The following is a 712-nucleotide window of genomic DNA, read 5'->3' as shown; positions in this document are numbered from 1 at the left end:
GTGATGGCGTCTTTGGGATGCGCGGTGTCGAGGATGACAAAGCTCTGCACCCGCCGCGCCGCTCCAGCTGCCTGCGTGACCGCTTCCGGGGGGCGCCGCGCAGCATCCGAGGAACTCGAACGGCGGCATTGGGCCGAGAATGTCGATGTTGCCGTCGCCTGCGCAAGCGGCGGAGAGCCGACTGTGACCCCGCAGCATTGCACGCGTAGCATTATGAGCAGAGCGGCCATTCGCTGTGCCCGCCTCTATTGTCAGTGGTGCGTAAGAAACAGAGGATTCAAACTCACGCCCCCGATGGCCTAGGAAAGTCACCCGTCAGGCTTGTATTGACCGTTCTACCTGATGCGCGTTTGTGATTATGCGCGCGGTGTGCCCGAAGCAATGTGGTGTTCTTTGGTGCTAAATCGCGCACGGTGTCTGAGCCCCCGGCGCATTTCTGCTTGCAGACTGTGCGGGGTCAATTAAATTCGCCTTAAGGTTTAGTATCGGGCGTATTTGATGAATAAAGCGTTTTCTTAACTCTTTCGTATGGGTCAGTTAACGACCTCTCTTGGTCCGGATGTGCTGGCGCTGATGCGTTTTGAAGGTGTCGAGCGGTTGAATGATCTGTTCGACTGGCAGGTCGAGTGTCTGGCCGCCAATGATGACATCGATTTCGACGCGCTGATCGGCACCCATGCCACTGTCACCCTGCATGACCGCCAGGTTGAGC

2 protein-coding genes are annotated in these 712 nt (G+C 57.7%); one reads left to right on the top strand and one right to left on the bottom strand.

Going from position 1 to position 712, the window contains the following annotated elements:
* Positions 1-230 (bottom strand): hypothetical protein (locus PUT78_RS23685; protein ID WP_274354664.1); only part of this gene is annotated, 230 nt, incomplete at its 3' end.
* A 298-nt stretch (positions 231-528) separates the two neighbouring features.
* Between PUT78_RS23685 and PUT78_RS23680 the strand changes: the two genes are divergently transcribed.
* Positions 529-712: hypothetical protein (locus PUT78_RS23680; protein ID WP_274354663.1), on the top strand; the 184-nt coding region annotated here is incomplete at its 3' end.

It is taken from the genome of Roseinatronobacter alkalisoli (genome assembly GCF_028745735.1).
Lineage (GTDB): Bacteria > Pseudomonadota > Alphaproteobacteria > Rhodobacterales > Rhodobacteraceae > Roseinatronobacter > Roseinatronobacter alkalisoli.
The sequence above is the reverse complement of the archived record's forward strand: the minus strand, read 5'-3'. Positions and strand labels throughout refer to the sequence as shown.